Origin of the sequence: Nevskia soli (assembly GCF_903970205.1) — a bacterium.
GTDB lineage: Bacteria > Acidobacteriota > Terriglobia > Bryobacterales > Bryobacteraceae > Bog-113.
The window spans coordinates 1-15,031 of the sequence record NZ_CAJCHS010000009.1; the positions used below are offsets into that span (position 1 = coordinate 1).

The window sequence follows — 15,031 nt, forward strand, 5'->3', positions numbered from 1 at the left end:
CGAACGGATATGTTGCTGGCCATGACCGCCGGCAGCCTTGTGCTCGCTCCCGGGACCAGTCCGCATCCGCCGCACCGTCACCCCGAGGAGGAGTTTATGCTGGTGGCGGAAGGCACGGGGGAGATCGTGTGCGGCGAGCAGGTGAAGCTTGCCGGGCCAGGGACGATGATGTACTGTTCGGGGAATCAACTGCACGGCATTACGAACACCGGGTCGACGCCGATGACCTTCTATTTCTATAAATGGCTCGCCTGATTGTCTTGCTGATTTCGGCGGTGCTGTTAGCCGCACAGGACAACGCGCCACCCAGCCTGCTGGAGTCTCTCGAGAATCTGCAGAACGATTTCGACGGCGCCATGGCGCGCGCCAACGCGACTTACGCGGACCGGCAGAAAGCCTTATCGGTCGATTCGCTATTAGGCCGGCTGATCGGCGAGAAGCGCGATAAGCAGAACCTGAACGAGCGCACCGTGAAGAACCTGCTGGATGAGGTCAAGCGCTTCGAGCGCGGGAGTGTCTTTACGCGCGCGGATTGCACCCGCCTTGACACGGACGCCGAGAATGTGAGGTACCGGCTGGCTAACGAGTTGGATGTCTACCGCGGCTATAAAGGAATGGCGCACCCTTAGCTAGACTAGTTGTTCTGAAACACCTGTCAGGATACTGAGCCGCGACGGTAACGGAGCTGGTGCTCCGGAAAAAGAAGCTTCGAATGCTTTTGCCGCGAGAAAGCGGAACGCCCAGGTTGTAACCGCTCCGTCACCGTCGCGGCTCAGTATGTGGTATTTGCAGCGACTCAAATACTGCCCGCGGCAACGGAGTGGTGAACGTTTTCATTCCCCAGGGTGGCCGCAGACGCAATTGGAGTCGAACACTGCCTCCGCCGTTCTCCCCCGTCTGTTCATTTCGCGATCTCGGGTGAACGCTGTCTTCGTTGACCCCTACCGAAGTAAGATTACCTACCCTCAGGATTCAACCGGCGGCTGAAGGACGCCACGACGCTGCTGTGGTGTAATCGAGAACACGTGAAATGAAGCTATTGCTCAAATTCAATTTGATCTTCGTCGTCGTTTTTGGCGTGGGGATGGTGCTCGCCTGGTTTCTGGCGCACGAGTTCCTGCGAGAGGAGGCGAGAGAACAGGTGCTGGACCAGGCGAAGCTGATGATGCAAACCACGTTGTCGATGCGCCGTTACACCGCCACTCAGATCAAGCCGATCCTGGAAGCGCGCAACGACCTGCGAAAGACGTTCCTCCCGCAAGTCGTACCTGCATACTCGGCCACCGAAGTCTTCAATTATCTACACGAGCAGTATCCGGATTATTCCTATAAGGAAGCGACCTTGAATCCGACAAACCTTCGCGACCGGGCCGTCGATTGGGAGGCGGATATCGTCAATATTTTCCGAAACCGGCCCGCGCAGAAGGAATTCGTCGGGGAGCGGATGACTCCCACCGGCGTTTCCCTTTTCTTTTCACGTCCCATTCGAATTACCGAGCCCGAGTGTCTCGAGTGCCATAGTGTGCCCGGTAAAGCGCCGGCCTCGATGGTTCGGCAATATGGCCGGGACAACGGGTTTGGCTGGCGTTTGAACGATGTTATTGGCGCACAGATCATTTCGGTCCCCGATTCGTTACCCGCAACCATCGCGAACCGAGGCGCAAGACAGCTTGTGTTTTACCTGATCGTCATCGCCTTGGTGACACTCGGTGTGCTCGATGGCGTCCTTTACCTAACCGTAATCCGTCCGGTTTCCCGGCTGTCCACAATGGCCGACGAGATTAGCCGCGGCAACATGGAAGTGGAAGAATTGCCGGTCAGGGGCAAAGACGAAATATCGGTCTTGGCCGCGTCTTTCAATCGAATGCATCGCAGTTTGGGCCGGGCTATGGAAATGCTAAGCCGCGAAAACCCGATCGACCCGATACCCTAGAACCGCGGTTTTTGCGTCAGGAAGCGGTTGCGTTCCTTTCCTGCCGGGATTTCACGCGCGAGATCCTCATACAGTTGCTCCCACGAACGGGCCCGGGACGCGGCGCGATCGACGATCACCTTGGCCATCGGTCCGATATGAGGCGCCAGCTCCTTTCGCAAACGCTCCAATCCGATTGGATCGAAGATAATGGAGTTCGACGAAGAGGTCTGCGGATTCTTGAAACTTACGGTCGGGGAAGTAGAAGCGTCTCTTGAACCCGTTCCGATCTTTGAGTCGGAGAAGTGTGTCCGGAACTCGAGCAGCGTTGTTCGAAACTCCGCGGCCTCCTGGTAGCGCTTTGCGGGATTCTTATGAAGAGCTTTCAACACAATGCCGGATAGCTCACTCGGAATCGCGGGATTGATAGCGCTTGGCGAAGGCGCCGGCTCGTTCAGCTGAGCCTGAAGAACCGCTGCGGCCGTACCTTTGAACGGCCGCTCTCCGGTGAGCATCTCGAACATCGTAATGCCGGTCGCATAAATATCTGACCTCCCGTCCGCCGGCTCCGCTCGGACCTGTTCGGGCGACATATAGTACAACGAGCCAAGGGCCGTCCCCGCCTGTGTGAGGTGGGTAGCGTTCGGATCCCCCTTCGCGATGCCGAAATCCATCAGCTTCACCGTGGCCGCAGGCGTGACAATGATATTCGAGGGTTTGATGTCGCGGTGAACCACGCCGCTCGCATGCGCGTAAGCCAGGGCCGACAGCATCTGTTCACTGATATCGAGAGCCTGCTTGATGGGCAGCGGACCGCGCCGGATCCGTTCGGCAAGATTCTCGCCGTCCACAAACTCCATCACCATCATCAACTGGTTCTCCGCCCGAAATGCGTTAAGCAAAGCGGCGATGTTGGGATGACTGAGGCTGGCCTGCAGCCGGATCTCCCGTATGAAGCGTTCCGCCAGATCGGCAGACGATGACAGGTCGGGCAACAGAATTTTCATGGCCTCAACGCGGTCCGAGATGAGGTGCCGAACCTGATAAACCGCGCCCATTCCACCGGACCCTAACAACCCGATAACCCGGTAATCGCCGACCCGATCACCTATCTGCAGACCCAAAGCTTTTCTCCAGTAAGCACCCTTTCATTCAAGCACGCGCCGCGCTATTCCAACCCATGCCGTGGCTGTCCCGTCTTTCGGTCTAAACTGTCCGCGATCACGCCCCGTGTACTCCCGGTTTCGTGGTCTTGTTCCTTGGGAGCCGCGCGCGTAAGCAAGCCGGTATTGTCACGGGCTCTCAACGTAACGCCGATTCGAGTTCCTCGAGGCGTCTTCGTAAGTCCGCCACTTCCGTCTTCAGCTCCGCCACTTCCGCTTCTAACTGGGAAATGCGGCCTCCGGATTGTTGCGCAGGCATCGCACTTGATTCCGCATCCATTACCGGCTCACCGCTGAGCAGGTGCATATAGCGCGCATCCTTCTGTCCGGGAAGCTTACTAAGCTTCTTCGCGAGTGCGCCTGCTGGCCATTCGGCCATCTTCTCAAGAACACGCTCCGTCTCTTCGAGATCGGCGAACGCATAAGTGCGCTCGGTGCGGTCCTTGATCTCCCCGAGGGTTTGCGGTCCTCTTAGCAGGAGGACGCCTAAGACGGCGAGTTCGCGGCGGCCTAGATTGAGTGACTCCGCGATACGCTGCGCGTACTTATGAACCCGCCCGCTGCCAACGATCACCGCGGCCCAATGCTTGTATTTCAGACGATCGAGAGCATCGCTAACCGTGTCTTCGTCGTAATCGACGACCGGGTAACGATTTGATTTTTGATTGCACGCGTTGACCAGCGCGTTTAAGGAAAGCGGGTAATACTCCGGGGTGGTTGCTTCCTTTTCGATCAGCGCCCCCAACACGCGGGCTTCTACCGAGTCAATGAGTTCCATTAGAGTGAGATGACGCGGCGGCCTTCCATCCGGATACTCCCCGCCAGAACCTTCGCGATCGCCAGCGGGAAAATGCGATGTTCTTGTTCGAGTATGCGGGCTGACAGTGTCTCCACCGTGTCCGTGTCGAGTACCGGGACCGCTGCCTGCATGAGGATCGGCCCGGCATCCAGATATTCGTCGACCAGATGAACGGTGCATCCGGTTACCTTAACGCCATAAGTCAGCGCCTGGTGCTGCGCGTCGAGTCCGGTGAACGCGGGCAGCAGCGAAGGATGGATGTTGAGGATGCGGTTCTCGAACGCGCGCACGAAGCGAGCCGATAATAGCCGCATATAGCCCGCCAGGCAAACTAAGTCGACTTCCGCTTCCATGAGAGCCTCGATCAGCAAGCTATCATAGGCTTCCCGATCAAGATTTTGGGGCGGAATCGCGCGAGCGGGCAGGCCGAGCGAACGTGCCAGTTCAAGTCCCGGCGCCGCGGCGCGATTACTGAGAACGATAGAGATCTCGGCTGCAAGAGCGCCCTCTCGGATGTTACGGGCGATTGCGGCAAAGTTAGAGCCGCGTCCGGAAAGCAGGATACCGAGGCGTTTCAATCGTAAGTCACCCGATCTTTGCCGCGCCGCTGGGTCACCACCTCACCGATAACGAAAGGCCGTTCCCGAAGCTTTCGAAGGGTGACCTCAGCCTGGGGAGCATCCTTCGCAGCGACAATCAGAAGCATTCCCACGCCAAGGTTAAACGTACGCCGCCAGTCGTCCACCGGGATGCTGCCGATCCGGCGTAGAAATTCGAATACAGGCGGCACTCTCCACGAGGTAACGTCAATCCGGACAGCTAATCCTTTAGGGAGAACGCGCGGAGTATTTTCGGTTAAACCTCCGCCGGTGATGTGCGCCGCGGCCCGTAACAGGCGAGCTGCGTGAAGCGCTCGAATCGGTTTCAGATAGCTCCGGTGTACTTTGAGGAGTTCCTCGGCTACGGTCGCGCCAAAGTCTTCGACATAGCTGTCGGGCTTCAATCCGGCGGTCTCGAAGATCAGCTTGCGCGCCAGTGAATAGCCGTTGGTGTGCAGTCCGGTCGATGGAAGACCCAGAATAATGTCGCCGGCGGCAACCCTATGGCCGGTTATTAGCTTGTCCCTTTCCGCGATGCCCACGATAGCCCCGGCCAGATCGTACTCACCCGCCTGATAAAGGCCGGGCATCTCGGCGGTCTCCCCACCGATTAGCGCACATTGGTTGGACCGGCAGGCGCGCGCCATCCCGGAGACAACAGCAGCGGCAACACGCGCATCCAGCTTACCGGTGGAAAAGTAATCCAGGAAGTAGAGAGGCAGAGCCCCTTGCACGGCGATGTCGTTCACGCAGTGGTTTACCAGGTCTTCGCCAACGGTGTCATGCTTGCCCGCCAGAAACGCCACCTTCAGCTTAGTTCCTACTCCGTCAACGGAACTGATTAACACCGGCCGGCGCATCTTCGGGAGCGCGAAACAGGCGCCAAACGAGCCGATATCGGTTAATACGCCCGGCGTGAACGTGGAGCGCGCCAGGCGCTTAATGGAAGCCACCGCGCGGTCGGCTTCATCGATACTAACGCCCGCGTCCTGGTAGGAAATGCTCTTGGATTTCGCCATTCGCAGCTGTCGTCGAATCGAAGGGTTATTATAACTTCTGCAAGAATTTACGGTTCTTCTAAGGAACTCGCGCAAAACGGAGCGCGCCCCGCGCCGCCAACCTTTCCACGAGTTCCTTTGCGGTTTGGCGGCGCGGGGACGCGCCCTTTGCGCTTCTAAGGAACTCGCGCAAAACGGAACGCGCCCCGCGCCGCCAAGCTTTCACGAGTTCCTTTGTGGTTTGGCGGCGCGCGATCGCGTCCTTTGCGCTTAACGGGAGTCCAGTACGAACGTGACCGGACCATCGTTCGACAGAGTTACCGTCATGTGGGCTCCAAAAACCCCGGTGGACACGGGTAACCCTGATTCCCGTAGACGCTGCGTTAGATAGTCGACTAACGGCCGCGCGGCTTCGGGACGTGCTGCCCGGTCGAAGTCCGGACGGCGGCCGCGGCTGCAATCGCCGTAAAGCGTAAAGTTCGGAACTAGCAGGATCGATCCTTCAACCTGCTTCAGGTCGAGATTCATCTTACCCGTGGAGTCCGCGAAGATGCGTAAGTTAGGTAGCCGCCCGGAGAGGAAGTCGGCGTCGGCGATTGAGTCATCTTTCGACACTCCGGCGAAAACCAGCACACCGAGTTTGATTTCCGCGACCTTAGTCCCTTCGATAGTGACCGAAGCCTCGTTCACGCGTTGAATTATTAGCCGCATTTGACTCTATTCTTACTAAAAGTTTGTTATAGTGTGCGTGGGAGAATCTATGCCAAAAGCCTCAATGACGGAAGATACAACAACACTATCCATGGCGCTGGTCGGCTTTGAGATGGAAAAGAAGAAGATCGATGAGAAGATCGCCGAGATCCGCGCGCATCTGGGACACTCTTCCGGGACGCCCGCAAACAAGCCGGGAAGACCCAGGAAGTCAGTCGTGGCCGCATCTACGGCCACTGCGAGCCCGAATGGAACCGGCACGGCGACTAAGAAGCGCACCATGAGCGCCGCCGCCCGTAAGCGTATAGCGGCCGCGCAGCGCAAACGCTGGGCGGAGCACCGGAAGACTTTGGCGGCCGGTAGCTAGGTTTCGCAGTCCGTGGTAACTTACTGCGTTTCAGTAACGTAGTGAGTCTACCGAGCCGCGCGCGTCAGCAAGCGGTGTTTTCGACTACGGCCTCGGGCTTCCTGGGCTAGCTTCAGTCGAGCCAACCGAAACGCGAGGCGACAGTCTTCACGTCGCCCTGGGCGGCGATCCGGCCTTTCTCGAAGAAGATCGCGCGCGAAGCGGATTTGGCCGCGAACTCCACGTCATGCGTGACCAATAGCTTGGGCTGCGTTAGGTCCGCGAGCAGCCGAATCAGCCCCCGACGGCCCGGCGGATCGAGGAAGGTAGTTGGTTCATCGAAGATAAGCACGCGCGGCTGCATGGCGAGGATTCCGGCGATCGCGGCGCGTTTCTTTTCGCCTGCACTTAGGTGGAACGGCGGCTTGTCGGCTAGCGCTTGAATACCAACTACCTCCAGAGCGGCCCTTGCCAGGATCTCTGCCTTCTCAGGCGGGATACCTTGATTTAGCAGCCCGAACGCCACATCCTCAAGCACGGTCGGCATGAATAACTGATTGTCGGAGTCCTGAAACACGATCCCGACCTTTGCGCGAAACTCACTGGCGGTGTCTTTACTTAAAGAGACGCCATCGAGGCGAATCGCTCCGGTTCCTTGTAGGATGCCGTTCAGGTGCAGCACGAAAGTGGTCTTACCCGAACCGTTTGCGCCGAGGATGGCCACCGTCTCGCCTTCATAGAGGGTGAAATCGACTCCGTTCAAAGCCGAAGTACCATCGCTGTAGGCGAAGCGAAGGTCCTCCACAGTAAGTACCGGGCTCAATAGCGCACCGCGAAGGCTATGCCCCCCGATAGAGTCAACGAAATCGCGATTAGTATGGCATCGGCGATTCGAAAGGAATGCGGATGTAAGACCGGCAGGCCGCCGTTGTAACCGCGGGAGATCATCGCCTGATTGATTTGGTCGGCGCGCATGTGCGAGCGCGCGAAAAGAACCGCCAACGCTCCCGCCGCACCGCGGAAACCGAACGATCCTTTGAAACCTCCGCGGCTCCGTGCGGCCGTGCGTGCCTGCTGCGCATCTTCCATCAGAACGAACAGGTAGCGATAGAGAAGCTGGGTAACGGTCAGCAAAAACCGGGGCGCGTGGAACTGTTCCAGAGCGCGAAGCAGCTCGGATATCGGAGTAACGGCCACAAATAGGACCGCGTTACATCCCGCTGCGCAGGCTCGAATAACCAGGAGCGCGGCGCCATTTCTGTCGTGATCAAGCCAAGCAAAGATCGCAAAGATGGCACAAAAGGGGAGCACGAGAGCAGCCCTTCGTAAGAGATTAAGTACCGGGAGCCGGGCGGCCAGGGCACAAACCAGCGGAAGGACTAAGAGCAGCAACAGCGCCCCGAGATGAGCGCGGCTCAGGGAAAGCGCAATGAGTACGGCCAGCAGAGCAATTAGTTTGGCGCGCGCATCACGCCGCCGAAGGAAGTTATCGGTGGGGACGGAAGCATCGAGAAAGGCGCCGGCCAACTAAGCGCTCCGCGGCGTCCCGGCATTACGGCGGAGCGCGAAACGGCTGATCGCCCAACAAACAATGTAAACGAGGCAAAGGCCCCCGATTCCGGCAAAAGCGCGCGAAAGCCACGGCTGATTGATAAAGCCGGCCTTGTAATCCGCCAGCGGGGTTGAGAGCGTAGCTTGCGCGTGGGTCGCTAGTCCGACGCGGGCGGCAAGGCTCCAGATCCCGTCCGGTTGGCTGGACGCGATCAGAAAGCCGACGGTAACCAGCACAAAAGATGTAAGTGCCACGGCCGGAATCAGACTCGAGCTTCTGCGTCCGCCATCCCTGACGAATCCGGGGTTGATCTTCTCCAAAGATTCCATAACCACTAAGGTGATGGCGCCTTCCACCAGCGCCGACACCACAAACAATGCTACGGAAGCCCACAGAACGGACCGCGGCATTCTGACGCCGGATAGGAGCAACTCGGACAGCGCCAGCATTGCGCTTACCAGCAAAGAAACCGCTCCTCCCACGAAGTAAGTCAGTCGCCTGGGCCCAAATGTGCGCTGCACTAAATAAGCTGCGAACACGCCCGCGATCGCCATATTGCACACGTTAGCGCCGAGAGCGAGTACTCCGCCATCCTGAAATACCAGGGACTGCAAAATCAGAATGGCAGTCATGACGATGGATGCCGCGCCCGGCCCGAGAGTAAACATCAGCAGCGCGCCGCCAACCAGGTGTCCGCTGGTTCCTATCCCGACCGGGAAGTTAATCATCTGGGCCGCGAACACGAACGCCCCAAGAACGCCCAGCAGCGGCGCGCGATGCTGGTCGAAGCTATTCTGTGCGGAGCGCGAGATCCAGGCGACCGTTGGAATCGCAACAGCGTCGAGTGTGCCCCATACCGGGGTGGAAAGGAACCCATCGGGAATGTGCATCGGAATCTCTCAAAGTAGCACGTTTTCAAGAAGCGTAGCACGAAGCACAAACGGTGTTTTGAGGATTCCGTCGTGATCGTCGGAACGGGCGTCGATCTGGCGGAAGTCGATCGAATTGAAGCGGCCATCGCGCGGTTTGGACAGCGCTTTCTCGAGCGCGTGTACACGCCCGCCGAGATCTCTTACGTGGAGCGCAAATCCGGGCGATTCGAACGGTATGCGGCGCGCTTCGCCGCGAAGGAAGCCGGCATGAAGGCCATCGGGACGGGTTGGCGGCACGGCGTCCGCTGGGTGGATTTCGAAGTTATCAATCTACCGTCCGGCCGTCCGACGCTGAAGCTACACGGGAAGGCGGCCGAATTCGCAACCCGGCTCGGAGTTACGAATATCGCGCTGTCGATCACCCATACCAAGCAGATGAGCCTGGCTTACGTTGTGCTGGAGAGCTGAGGCGACTTAGCGCTTCGCGGTACGCGCGGAAACGGCGCGGAGCTGCGCGTCTTCCAGGCGCTTCGCTTCCTGGAACGTGTAAATCATACGATGAATTACGGTCAGGTTCGAGAGCACCGCCGTTACCCACAAGACGGGGGCCATGCGATCGAATAGAGCGCCGATGATTAGGAGCACGACGCGTTCCGGCCTCTCCAGAAAACCTACCTTGCACTTGGGAATCGCGTTTTCCGCGCGAGCGCGCGAGTAGCTGACCATCACCGATCCCGTCATCGCCAGCGCGGTCAGAACGATGTAGAAAAAACGGTTGATGGATGCATAGTAGACGAGTAATCCCATCAGCACCCCGAGATCGGAGTACCGGTCGAGGACAGAATCGAAAAAGCCGCCGAAGCGCGTAACCTGGTTGGTCTCGCGCGCGACCCGTCCGTCGACCATATCGAACAAGCCGGCCCCGATCAGAACGATACCCGCGAAACGAAAACGTCCAGCCGCAAAAAGAAAAGCCGCCCAGACATTAATAAGAAGGCCGATAAACGTCAGAACGTTCGGATGAATTCGAGATAAAGCCAAGGCCCCGACAATCTTTTCGATAATCTTTCCGAAAAACAGACCCAGCGCTCTGGTATAGGTCATATCGTGGGCGGCCTTCGCTTCTTAATCCGTTGCGGCTAGATCATGAACAGTGCGAAGCGTAACGATCTCAAGCTCCTTAGTGCCGCCGGGACTGGTCACCTTAACGGTGTCGCCCACTGTCTTGCCTAGTAAGGCGCGGCCGATCGGCGACGTAGTCGAAATCATATTCTTCCCCGCGTCGGCATCTTCGCTCATTACCAGGTTATACGTGACTTCCTCGTCTTTACCCGTATCGAGGACCGTCACTTCGGATCCCAGGCCCGCTTTACCGTGCGGAATTTTGGTGAAGTCGATCATCGCCAGTTCGGCAACTCGCTGCCTCAGCTTGTTCAAGCGCGCGTTTACCAGACCTTGGCGCTCTTTCGCGGCATGATACTCGGCATTCTCGCTTAAATCGCCGTGAGCTCGGGCGGTCAGGATTTCCTTTGGGAGCTCAGTGCGCAGCTCATGTTCGAGCACCGTAATCTCCTCTTGTAGCTTTTTGCGGATATCGTTCATCGAACGATCGGAAACTCCTTCTAATCGATTATAGCGGCGTGGGTTACAGCGGATGCAGATCTTCGAGCAGCGTCGGCACCAGCTCGGCAACGGTGGGATGGATGTGCACGGCGTGAGTGAGCATCGTATACGGCTTTTGGGCATACATCAAGTCCAGCAGGACATGCACGACTTCGTCACAATGAACGCCTAGTAAGGCCGCGCCGACCACCTGTTTCGATTCGGCGTCGACGAGCGCTTTCATGAACCCGGTGGTTTCGCCCTGGGCGATGGCGCGATTGACTCTTGTCATCGGCCGTACTGCCTTCAGCGACGCGCGCCCGGACTTGCGCACTTCAGCTTCGGTCATCCCCGCGCGCCCGAGCGGCGGATCGGTATAGATGTTATACGCCTTAATTCGATCGCACACGCTGCGGCGTTCTTCGGTCAGTAAGTTCGCCGCAACGATCTCGAAGTCGTTATAGGAAGTGTGGGTAAAAGCTCCGCGGCCATTGCAATCGCCGATAGCCCAGATGCCTTCGGCGGCAACCAGGCGGTCGTCGACCGGTATGTAGCCCTCTTTGGTTGCCTGGATGCCGGCAAGGTCGAGGCCCAGATCGTCCGTATTCGGACGGCGGCCTGTCGCGACAAGCAAGTGCGAGCCGGTAACTTCGCCCGTGTCCCATTTTGCCGTTATACGCTGTCCGCTGCGGCGAACCTCGTCGACCGAAACGTCGGTTTCAATAACAATCCCTTCATCCCGGAAGAACTGCGTGATCGCCTGGGCGATATCTTCGTCTTCCTTCGGAAGCAGGCGCGGACCGCGTTGCAGAATCGTCACTTTACTTCCGAAGCGGCGGAACATCTGACCGAACTCGAGTGAGACATAACCGCCGCCAAGAATAATCAGGTGCTCGGGAACGACGTCTAGGTCGAGGATACTCGAATTCGTGAGATAGCCGGATTCGCGAAGTCCCGTGATCTCCGGAATCGAGGCGCGTCCCCCTACGTTCAGGAATATCTTCGGCGCGGAGATCTGTTCGTCGCCGACGCGCATCGTGTGCGCGCCTACGAACTGGGCAGTTCCGACTAAGACTGTGCAATTCTTCAGCCCGCGCAGACCGCTCTCGACACCTTTAGAAGAGCGGTGAATGATCTCATCCTTCCGCGCCTTCACGCGCACCATATCGGTCTGAACAGGACTATTGATTCGGATGCCCATGCCGGCTGCGCGCGCGGCATCCCACGCGATCTTTGCGCTGGCAATCCACGTCTTACTCGGGATGCAACCGGTGTTGACACAAGTACCGCCGAACCGGTAGCGCTCGACGAACGCGATCTTCATTCCGGCTTCGCTCAACCGGCGCGCGAGTGGGGGAGCGGCCTGACCGGCGCCGACGAGGATGGCATCGAAGGATTGGGGCATCGCTTGTCAGCTTAGCGTTACCCGGACGGGCTCTCAGTGAACCGGCGGGATCGGGTTACTCGTATGGAATATCGACCTCGGCAAAGCTTCCGGGTGTGGCTGCTTTCACTGCCGCGGGACGCTGTGGGTTTCCAAGGGTGACGATTGCGATTCGGCGGCCCTTGAGATTCTTCAGCCGCCGCGAGCAACGCGCCCGTTGGCCAGCCTATCCCATCCTCGTGCGAGTGCTTCTACAACGATGTGACCGTGAAGCCGGCGGGCGATGCTTCGAGGTGTGCCGTGGTCAAAGAGAATGAGCATCGCTAGACGTGGATGCGTGCACCGAAGGCGGAAGGGTCCCGAGGCTGTTTGCCGCGAAGCGCAATACCGCGTTGATTGGTTCGCGCGTGGCGGAGAATTCCTCCATTCCTTCTTCAACGGTCAGGCCGGCTTCCAACGTGCGGGAGCGGCGTATTGATCAAAGCGATCAACTTCAGGGGGCCTATAACCCTTTTACTCGGATATGGCTCGTCACACCATAGACAGAGCGGAGGCAAAGCTGCGATCGATTGGCAACTGCGTTTCCCCTACCGAAACTCTGACCGTTGTGAAAAACGATCCTGATGACGATCGAATTCTTGAGTGTGCCGTCGCCCGCGAATTCGGATTACGACCGCATCCGCAGCAAAAAGTAAGTCCCAAACAAAGCAAACAAAGCGTCCGGCGCCCACGCCGCTACCACCGCCGGAAGTAGCGTCACGTTTCCCAGTTGCTCGAAGAACTGGCTCAATCCCCAGTAAGCCATCGCGATCACGACACTGAACCCGATCCCCGCCATCGCTCCGCGGTTTCCGATCAGGAATCCAAAGGGTATCGAGAGCATCGCCATAATCAGTGCGAATACCGGCACGGCGAACTTCTTGTGATATTGCACCTGGAGCTTCACCGTATCGAACCCGCTCTGCTGCAAGTCTCTGATGTAATCCGCGAGCTGATGGAAGTTCATCTGCTTATCCAGCTTCACTTCCTTCATGAAGTAATCCGGATGCTCGGAAAGCTCGGGAAACGTGGTGGCCTGAAAGCGCCGGACATTATGTTCCAGGACGCCATCGATATCGCGCGACCATCCATTGGTAAACACCCACGTTCCGAGCGAAGGGTCCCAGCGCGCACGCTCGGCGCCGATCTCTCGCGTCAACTGGAAGTTAGCGCGCTGCAATTCGTAGACATTCACGCCGACCATCGCCTTTTCCGCCGATTCGAAGTACTTGTAGTAAAAGATGCGAGGATGCGCGGCGTCCTGTCCGAAGATGTATTTTAGGTCGGGCCGCAGATAAGTCTGCACCGGCTGCCCTTTGATCTCCGCGCGCAACGCGTCCTGTCGCAGATTGGCCGCGGGGATGTAGTAGTAATCGAACGCGAATAAGGCAACGCTCAGAACCGCACTCATCATCAGGATCGGAACCGAAAGGCGGTGCACGCTCACGCCGCTGGCCTTGAACGCGGTAATTTCGTTCTGCTTGGTCAAGATACTAAACGTTACGAGGACCGAAACCAGCACGCTGATCGGCAGCATGTCGTAAATCAACTTCGGACCCAGGAAGAAGAGGTAGGAAAAGACTTTCGTGAGCGGGATTGAATTCTTGACGATGAAGCTCAGCAGCTCGAAAAAGTTGTAGATCTCCGTCATCCCGACGAAGCTGGCCAGCAGCAGCACGAAGTAGAAAAGGAAGTTGGTGAGGATGTAACTGTCGACGATCTGGAAGATCCCGCCGGACCAGGGAATCAGGCGGATGCGCTGCAGGTTGACCGCGGATAACTTCGTGCGCGATCCGCTGTGTCCCAGATTGCGCAAGAAACGCACGACGGAGTCCATCGCGTCGCGGGCATAGGAGATCAGATCGCGATCGCCGGCGTATTCGAGGCGGACGACGAAGATCGACCCGGCCAGAAAGAAGACGGCATTCGGCAGCCACGAAGATAGTTCCGGCGAAATCGACCGCTGGCGAGCCATGCCGGTAAGCGTGATGTAGGCAAGGTAGTAAACCAGGAAAGCCAGCAGGATCGCCATGATATATCCGCCGGACTTACCGCCTTTGCGGGTAGTCACTCCGAGCGGGATGCCGACCAGGCCAAGGGTCAAACAGGCGATCGGGAGTGAAAACCGGCGATACAGTTCGATGCGCGACTCAACGCTTTCTGGCGCCTTCTTCGGCGTGTCGCGGGTCACGCCGTAGAGTTCGGTCGTATCCATGCGGCTGAAGGGCTTACCGAGGTTTTCCTGCGCGGGCTTCGCTTCGAGCACCTGATTGCCGGTGGGAAACATGACGTGCGATCCGGTGACGATATCTTTGCCGACTTCGTGGACGCTGGCGTCGTGCAGGTTCAACTGAATGCGGTTATGAGGGATGTCAGGGATCGCAAACGCTTCTTTGGCGATGGTGATCCGCGGCCCGTCGACTTCCATCTTGGTTCCGGTTTTGCGCTGGTCGGGCGGGGAGGTATCGGCGAGGAACACGTTGCGCCAAACCGTGAAATCTTTCGTGTTCGTTGAGCGGACGTCGCCCACATACAGGATGGTGTTCGGGAATTGCTCATCGAAGACGCGAGCCTGCACGTCAGCGGTGAGCTGGGCGGCAACTAAATGATTGAGAGCTTTCACGCTGGAACGTGCGGCGCGCGGGGCCAGCCACACGGATGCCGCGCCGGCAAGCAGAGTACTAATCAGGGCGAACAAAAGAACCGGGGGCATCACGACCCGGCTCGGAACGCCGCCCGCGCGAATCGCAATAATTTCACCGTCACTCGCCAGACGCCCCAGCCCTATCAGGATGCCAACCAGAACGCCGAAAGGGATGCTGAGGGGCAGAACGGCGGGGAGTGCCAGCACAAACAGCTTCACTACGGTTAGCGGAGTGGCTGGGCTGCGAACCAGGAGTTCAAATAACTGGCGGCCGACGCCCTGGATAAAAACGACAAATGTTGCGAGGGATGTGCCGAGAATCGCGCTGCTGATGATTTCGCGGAATATGTAGCGGGTGAGGATCTTCATGCGGCGCGGAGTGCGTCGAGGCAGCACGCGGTCGTGCTGCC

Annotated in this window: 17 protein-coding genes; 5 read left to right on the top strand and 12 right to left on the bottom strand. The window is 58.2% G+C overall.

The window, feature by feature from the left end; genetic code table 11:
* The 3 genes from H1Y01_RS00405 to H1Y01_RS00415 all read left to right on the top strand — a co-directional run.
* The coding region (locus H1Y01_RS00405) for a cupin domain-containing protein (protein WP_180538118.1) at nucleotides 1–255 on the top strand (255 nt) is incomplete at its 5' end.
* Nucleotides 243–629 carry a hypothetical protein gene (locus H1Y01_RS00410; protein ID WP_180538119.1) on the top strand — a complete coding sequence of 129 codons (387 nt, stop codon included), beginning with the start codon at nucleotides 243–245 and terminating at the stop codon, nucleotides 627–629. The genes H1Y01_RS00405 and H1Y01_RS00410, both read left to right, overlap by 13 nt.
* Before the next feature lie 401 nt (nucleotides 630–1,030).
* Complete coding sequence (locus H1Y01_RS00415; protein ID WP_180538120.1) at nucleotides 1,031–1,933, top strand: c-type heme family protein; 903 nt, start codon at nucleotides 1,031–1,033, stop codon at nucleotides 1,931–1,933.
* Here the strand turns inward: H1Y01_RS00415 and H1Y01_RS00420 are convergent.
* The 5 genes from H1Y01_RS00420 to dtd form a co-directional block, all read right to left on the bottom strand.
* Complete coding sequence (locus H1Y01_RS00420; protein ID WP_180538121.1) at nucleotides 1,930–3,036, bottom strand: serine/threonine-protein kinase; 1,107 nt, start codon at nucleotides 3,034–3,036, stop codon at nucleotides 1,930–1,932. The genes H1Y01_RS00415 and H1Y01_RS00420 overlap by 4 nt on opposite strands.
* A 178-nt stretch (nucleotides 3,037–3,214) precedes the next feature.
* A complete protein-coding gene (locus tag H1Y01_RS00425) occupies nucleotides 3,215–3,853 on the bottom strand; it encodes a YceH family protein (protein WP_180538122.1) in 639 nt (212 codons plus the stop codon).
* Nucleotides 3,853–4,452 carry a phosphoribosylglycinamide formyltransferase gene (purN, locus tag H1Y01_RS00430; RefSeq protein ID WP_180538123.1) on the bottom strand — a complete coding sequence of 200 codons (600 nt, stop codon included), beginning with the start codon at nucleotides 4,450–4,452 and terminating at the stop codon, nucleotides 3,853–3,855. The genes H1Y01_RS00425 and purN overlap by 1 nt, the downstream gene beginning before the upstream one ends.
* Nucleotides 4,449–5,492, bottom strand: coding sequence for a phosphoribosylformylglycinamidine cyclo-ligase (gene purM / locus H1Y01_RS00435; RefSeq protein WP_180538124.1), 1,044 nt, complete (start codon nucleotides 5,490–5,492; stop codon nucleotides 4,449–4,451). Before purM ends, purN begins: the two co-directional genes overlap by 4 nt.
* 249 nt (nucleotides 5,493–5,741) lie before the next feature.
* Nucleotides 5,742–6,182: a D-aminoacyl-tRNA deacylase gene (gene dtd, locus H1Y01_RS00440; protein ID WP_180538125.1), complete on the bottom strand. Its 441-nt coding sequence runs from the start codon at nucleotides 6,180–6,182 to the stop codon at nucleotides 5,742–5,744.
* Between the two features lie 49 nt (nucleotides 6,183–6,231).
* Here dtd and H1Y01_RS00445 point away from each other — a divergent pair, with 49 nt between their 5' ends.
* Nucleotides 6,232–6,549 carry a hypothetical protein gene (locus H1Y01_RS00445; RefSeq protein WP_219341146.1) on the top strand — a complete coding sequence of 106 codons (318 nt, stop codon included), beginning with the start codon at nucleotides 6,232–6,234 and terminating at the stop codon, nucleotides 6,547–6,549.
* 112 nt (nucleotides 6,550–6,661) lie between these two features.
* Here H1Y01_RS00445 and H1Y01_RS00450 read toward each other — a convergent pair whose 3' ends face one another.
* Genes H1Y01_RS00450 through H1Y01_RS00460 form a run of 3 tightly spaced genes read right to left on the bottom strand, consistent with a single transcriptional unit; the run spans nucleotide 6,662 to nucleotide 8,970 of the window.
* Nucleotides 6,662–7,351 (bottom strand): energy-coupling factor ABC transporter ATP-binding protein, encoded by a 690-nt coding sequence (locus H1Y01_RS00450; protein ID WP_180538126.1) that lies wholly within the window; start codon nucleotides 7,349–7,351, stop codon nucleotides 6,662–6,664.
* The gene (locus H1Y01_RS00455; protein ID WP_180538127.1) at nucleotides 7,348–8,055 is read right to left on the bottom strand and encodes an energy-coupling factor transporter transmembrane component T family protein; all 708 of its coding nucleotides are present in this window, start codon (nucleotides 8,053–8,055) and stop codon (nucleotides 7,348–7,350) included. The genes H1Y01_RS00450 and H1Y01_RS00455 overlap by 4 nt, the downstream gene beginning before the upstream one ends.
* The gene (locus H1Y01_RS00460) at nucleotides 8,056–8,970 is read right to left on the bottom strand and encodes an energy-coupling factor ABC transporter permease (RefSeq protein ID WP_180538128.1); all 915 of its coding nucleotides are present in this window, start codon (nucleotides 8,968–8,970) and stop codon (nucleotides 8,056–8,058) included. It lies immediately after the preceding gene.
* Nucleotides 8,971–9,042: 72 nt separating this feature from the next.
* Here H1Y01_RS00460 and H1Y01_RS00465 point away from each other — a divergent pair, with 72 nt between their 5' ends.
* Entirely contained in the window at nucleotides 9,043–9,420 is a 378-nt protein-coding gene (locus H1Y01_RS00465) for a holo-[acyl-carrier-protein] synthase (protein ID WP_180538129.1), read from the top strand.
* Between the two features lie 6 nt (nucleotides 9,421–9,426).
* Here the strand turns inward: H1Y01_RS00465 and H1Y01_RS00470 are convergent, their stop codons facing one another.
* The 4 genes from H1Y01_RS00470 to H1Y01_RS00485 form a co-directional block, all read right to left on the bottom strand.
* Complete coding sequence (locus tag H1Y01_RS00470; protein WP_180538130.1) at nucleotides 9,427–10,056, bottom strand: CDP-alcohol phosphatidyltransferase family protein; 630 nt, start codon at nucleotides 10,054–10,056, stop codon at nucleotides 9,427–9,429.
* A gap of 21 nt (nucleotides 10,057–10,077) precedes the next feature.
* A complete protein-coding gene (locus H1Y01_RS00475) occupies nucleotides 10,078–10,554 on the bottom strand; it encodes a GreA/GreB family elongation factor (protein ID WP_180538131.1) in 477 nt (158 codons plus the stop codon).
* Nucleotides 10,555–10,597: 43 nt separating this feature from the next.
* Nucleotides 10,598–11,959, bottom strand: a complete 1,362-nt coding sequence (locus tag H1Y01_RS00480) for an FAD-containing oxidoreductase (RefSeq protein WP_180538132.1) — start codon at nucleotides 11,957–11,959, stop codon at nucleotides 10,598–10,600.
* A 646-nt stretch (nucleotides 11,960–12,605) separates the two neighbouring features.
* Nucleotides 12,606–14,990, bottom strand: a complete 2,385-nt coding sequence (locus tag H1Y01_RS00485; RefSeq protein ID WP_180538133.1) for an LptF/LptG family permease — start codon at nucleotides 14,988–14,990, stop codon at nucleotides 12,606–12,608.
* Nucleotides 14,991–15,031: the final 41 nt, after the last annotated feature.